Below are 4,947 nucleotides of genomic sequence, written 5' to 3'. Positions count from 1 at the left end.
ACGAGTAGGTTCATCCAGCCGACGCAGTAGAATGGATCGGTCATCACCGCAGTTCCAGTAGGTGATGCGACGTTAGCAGGGGAAGGACGGAGAGCCCTGTACATAGCCTAAGTCCCGAAGGGATACGGTAAAGATCGTTGAGAGGTTCAGACGGGGTCATATGGTACGAGACCGTAGGCAGTCCCACGACAAACAGTGGGGAATTTCCTAGTAGGCGGCTGTATGATTGCTGTGACACGACGTATGACGGCTCTTGGCCGCCATACAGTGGGTTATATGACGAGTCGCCGAAAGGCAGCAAGGTAGGGCGTGGAAACGCCTTGTGTGCGCGAGAGTGCAGCGAGTCATATCGTAGGGGCGAGACTCCCCTGCAATCTTGGAACGCCTAGACATACGGATACCTCGTCCTACACTGGACGCAGTGCACCGATGGGCAGATTTAACTCTTTCCTTTTTGCAAGGGGTTAGTCTGCCCATCCAGCCGTTTTCCTCGCCTGCCTCCCGCAGTATGCCCTCGCTCTTCTGGTTCTACAAGTTTTTTTAATCAAAAAAAGAATAGAAAGTGCCGGAAAGATGAAGATTAACGACAGGTTCATGTGTCGTGCGAGGGATGTTGAAGGAGGGAGCGAAGCGAGTCCATTCAACATGCCGCAGTGCGCCAGCAAGCGAAGTGAAGGCGTAAACGCCGGAACGAAGTGCGGTAGATCAGGAAAGCGAAAATCTTAAACAGGCATCCAGAGAGAAAAAGGGATATTGAAGTCGGTCATTTATATCAATTACCGAACGATCTAGAAGAGCGAAAGTTAATGAGAAATGCAGGTGTTTAGCCCTGTAATTTAGAATTTTAAGAGGGTAAGAGGTTAAAAAATAAGTCGAATACAGATTTTGATGGGGTGAAACGAATGAGAGAAATGGATCTGACGATTCTTGATGTGACGGAACTCAACAAACGGATGAAGTTCCTCGAAATCGCGAAACAGCATGCTCCAGTAGGCAAGGAGAAGCTACGAGAAGCCTTGAAACAGGCTGGGGCGATGTTCGACCAACAGACGAAGCGTTGGCAGATTGCTGAAGACCATCCGAATGCCCAGAAGCGTGTCCTGGATTTCGTCCAATCGACAAGGGTAAAGGAGAAAAAGAATCGAGCGACGGATCCATTACGTGTGGATCCCGTAACCGGACAGTCGCAACTCGACGACGGCTATTTCGAGATCGAGACGAAACCGCAGCGAATCATTCGAAAAAAGGTCTCGTTTGACCTCGACGTGACGCTCCACAAGCGTTTGAAGCATATCGCACTCGAGAATGACGTAAAACTCTACGAACTCGTCGAAGGTATCTTGCAAGACTATGTTAAAAGGCAAAAATGAGATTCTGGAGCTCCTCTTTTGACGATAGGAATATTTGGAATTGAAGAATGGTATTCTAGATATTATATAGGTTGATAAGGAGGAGTTTTTTTGCGTAAAACAGGATTTTATTTTCTATTAGCAAGTTTCACTAAGCTTTGGTTATCACTGTATCTCACTAATTTTTATATGCTTAAAAAGTTAGAAGTGTATGGCAGTATTGGTGAAAATGGTTTTGCAGCAATTCCTACTCTCGCTCTATGGATCATTGGATTGGAGTTCATCATCGGAATCGTTTTAATTATTTCAGGTGAAAAATTGTTTGGTTCGGGTAAAAAGAAAATGATGGATACATAATAAAAAAAGTCATCAACTCCTTTTGGGATTGATGACTTTTTTTGTATCATTGCGTGAAATGACAATTCCTCGCAACGTTACGACTGCTGCAGAGCCAAGCACGAAAAAAACGGTCGTTCCCGACCGTTTTCACAATCTTTTTTTTACTTTCCGGATTTATAAAATTACATATCGATTGCGTAATGGTCATCCCCTTTCAAAGACATGGTATCCAATTCCAATAAACATGTAGAGGAAATGATGGTATTTGGGTAAGGAAAAAGGTACGTCATTCTATTTCACTAAGGAGGATTTCAGATGCGCGCCGTAACGTACCAAGGAGCGAAGGATGTTCAAGTCAAACAAGTAAAGGATCCATCGATTGAAAAAAACGATGATATCATCGTCAAAATCACATCGACTGCCATTTGTGGTTCAGACTTACACATCTATCAAGGGAATATGCCGGCTCACAAAGACTATGTCATTGGTCATGAACCGATGGGCATCGTTGAAGAGGTGGGACCAGATGTGACGAAGGTCAAGCGAGGAGACCGGGTTGTGTTACCGTTTAACGTTGCTTGTGGTCACTGTTTCTTTTGTGAACATGATATGGAAAGTCAATGCGATAACTCGAATGGAAATCCCCATGTCGATACAGGTGGGTATTTCGGGTTCACAGAAGAGTTTGGTGGACATCCTGGTGGTCAGGCGGAATATTTAAAAGTTCCGTTCGGGAATTTCATGCCACTCGTGATTCCTGAATCATGTGAACTAGAAGATGAGGCATTACTGTTCTTATCTGACGTTTTACCTACGGCGTATTGGAGTGTCTTACATGCAGGTGTGAAAAAAGGAGATACGGTCGTTGTACTTGGATCAGGACCAGTTGGACTGATGACACAAAAATTCGCATGGATGCAAGGTGCGAAACGGGTCATTGCGGTGGATGATCAAGTGTACCGATTAAATCATGCTAAAATGACGAATAAGGTTGAGACAGTGAACTTCTCGGACCACGCCGAAAGTGGTGCATACATTAAAGAGTTGACACAAGGTGGGGCAGACGTCGTCATTGATTGCGTCGGTCTTGACGGAAAGATGTCCGCTGTAGAAAAAATTGAACAAAAGATTGGTCTGCAAGGTGGAACGTTGAGTGCCATTAATATTGCGAAGGACGCTGTCCGGAAATTTGGTACCGTACAGTTGACGGGTATCTATGCTGAAAAATATAATCAATTCCCGCTTGGCGATTTCTTCACCCGAAATATTACGCTGAAAATGGGACAAGCACCCGTTGTCCATTTGATGCCGGAACTATTCCAAAAAATCATCAACAAAGAATTTGATCCAACAGATATCGTGACGCATCGAGTGGCACTTGATGATGCTGCTTCTGCCTATCAAACATTTAATGATCGGGCAGATGGTTGTATCAAGGTCGTCTTAAAACCATAAGCTATCTCATACGCAAACAGCCCATCCGATTTTTGGATGGGCTGTTGTATATCGTGGAATCAAAAGAAAAAATCGGGTCAAAGGAGACAAATGAATACCTGAAATTCGATATGACCGAGGTATTCATTCAGGAGATGGATGTGGCGTTACATAAGCAGTTGAAGCAGATCGCCCTGGAAAACGATGTGAAACTCTAAAAAGGGCAAAAAAACGTCAAGTTTTCGTGAAATGAAAACTTGGCGACGCTCACAAGCCGAAGTGCGAAAAAAGTAAAAAAAGACCGGTTTTCATATTTTTTTTGAGTAGGAATTATTAATTTGTATGGGATGTATAACAAAACAGATAGGGTGTAGTCTGATCTGTTTTGTTATACATCTTTTTTTATTTAAAAAATAAGCATCTCCTGTTGACAATTTTTTTTGGATTTGATATTTATAAATTGTAGTTAGCACTCGATGTATTGGAGTGCTAAAAAAATAAATCTAAGGAGTGATTATCATGGCTAGTTTGATTCCTTTCAACAAAAAGCGTAATGATTTAATGAACCTTGGGTTTAATGATTTTTCAAACATGTTGGATGACTTTTTCTCAGCAAATGGGCTTCCATTCGAAAGAAGCCTAAGACACGACACATTTAAGGTCGATATCAAAGACGAAGAAGACAAGTATGTCATTGAAGCAGAAGTACCTGGAGTTAAAAAAGAAGATATTCAAGTTACAATCGATGATGGTCGTCTCAACTTATCCGTTAAGCATGAAAGTGTTTCTGAAGAAGAAGGAAGTAAATATATTCATCGAGAACGTCGAATGTCACAAATGTCTCGCAGTATTTTGTTGAAAGATGTGAGTGAAGAAGGCGCTCAGGCTAAGTTGGAAGATGGCGTTTTGAAATTAATTCTTCCTAAAAAAGAAAACGTAGAGACTTCGAAACGTATTATGATTGAGTAATTTTGTGCATCCCCTCCTAAAGAAGAGCGAAAGCTCTTCTGTTTTTTTTATGATGTTTTTTTTAAAAACACCTTTCTGTTTTTTGTTCAACTCTTTATAGACAAGATCATTGTCAGGATGAGTTTAGGAAGTTCGAAGCAAAAAACAGGATGAGTTTAGGAAGTTCGAAGCAAAAAAGAGCATAAGGGGAAACTGCTATCACTCAGTGTGCTAGCCTAGGCGGAGCCTAGTGTTTCCCTGATATCATCAAAATCGCCAAAAGGTCACACCGCGTGCCACTAAAAACGGCATTTTGGCACGGCGGTTGCCACCAAAAAAATATGATTGCTAGCACTAGCAATCGTATTTTTTTGTTTTTCAAATTTAATTTTCAATTTGAAAAATGATTTAAAATCTCTTTTTTTGAATCGAGATTTGATGAATGATAAAAATAAAACGTTGTCAGAAAATTGATGTAAGCGTACAATAATCAATAACAAAATACGGACGGAACAACAAAAAACGCCACTTCTCCCATCTGCTCGTTTGGCGACGAGTAGATGATCAACGAAGTGACGCTTTTGAATAGCGAGTGCACGAACACTTGCTATTGAATAGTTGAAGGCACATTGCACGTGACTTCAACTTAGATGCACTTATCATACTAAGGAAACCTTGAACATTCAAGGTTTTAGTATAGAAAAAGGACATCATTCAGTAGCAAGTTTCACGAAACACGCTACCGGATGATGTCCTTTTTGTTTTGGTCTTACATATAAAAGAGGTCCGCACTCGCTCTTTAAACGAGTAGGTTCATCCAGCCGACGCAGTAGAATGGATCGGTCATCACCGCAGTTCCAGTAGGTGATGCGACGTT

Annotated in this window: 4 protein-coding genes; all 4 read left to right on the top strand. The window is 41.8% G+C overall.

The window, feature by feature from the left end:
- Positions 1-902 precede the first annotated feature (902 nt).
- The 4 genes from KNP94_RS15685 to KNP94_RS15670 all read left to right on the top strand — a co-directional run bounded on the left by KNP94_RS15685 (position 903) and on the right by KNP94_RS15670 (position 4,091).
- Positions 903-1,370, top strand: coding sequence for a hypothetical protein (locus KNP94_RS15685; RefSeq protein WP_215115961.1), 468 nt, complete (start codon positions 903-905; stop codon positions 1,368-1,370).
- 90 nt (positions 1,371-1,460) lie between these two features.
- The gene (locus KNP94_RS15680) at positions 1,461-1,706 is read left to right on the top strand and encodes a hypothetical protein (protein ID WP_215115960.1); all 246 of its coding nucleotides are present in this window, start codon (positions 1,461-1,463) and stop codon (positions 1,704-1,706) included.
- Positions 1,707-2,003: 297 nt separating this feature from the next.
- Positions 2,004-3,143: a zinc-dependent alcohol dehydrogenase gene (locus KNP94_RS15675; RefSeq protein ID WP_215115959.1), complete on the top strand. Its 1,140-nt coding sequence runs from the start codon at positions 2,004-2,006 to the stop codon at positions 3,141-3,143.
- A gap of 498 nt (positions 3,144-3,641) precedes the next feature.
- Positions 3,642-4,091: an Hsp20/alpha crystallin family protein gene (locus KNP94_RS15670; protein ID WP_214730108.1), complete on the top strand. Its 450-nt coding sequence runs from the start codon at positions 3,642-3,644 to the stop codon at positions 4,089-4,091.
- Positions 4,092-4,947: the final 856 nt, after the last annotated feature.

This window comes from Exiguobacterium sp. s80, from assembly GCF_018618725.1.
In the GTDB taxonomy this organism is placed as follows: Bacteria; Bacillota; Bacilli; order Exiguobacteriales; family Exiguobacteriaceae; genus Exiguobacterium_A; species Exiguobacterium_A oxidotolerans.
This window is presented reverse-complemented; position numbering and strand designations above follow the sequence as displayed.

What these genes read in the sequence shown, in the direction of transcription:
- KNP94_RS15685 (WP_215115961.1), top strand. Translation starts at nt 903, where the DNA reads ATGAGAGAAATGGATCTGACGATTCTTGATGTGACGGAACTCAACAAA.
- KNP94_RS15670 (WP_214730108.1), top strand. Translation starts at nt 3,642, where the DNA reads ATGGCTAGTTTGATTCCTTTCAACAAAAAGCGTAATGATTTAATGAAC.
- KNP94_RS15675 (WP_215115959.1), top strand. Translation starts at nt 2,004, where the DNA reads ATGCGCGCCGTAACGTACCAAGGAGCGAAGGATGTTCAAGTCAAACAA.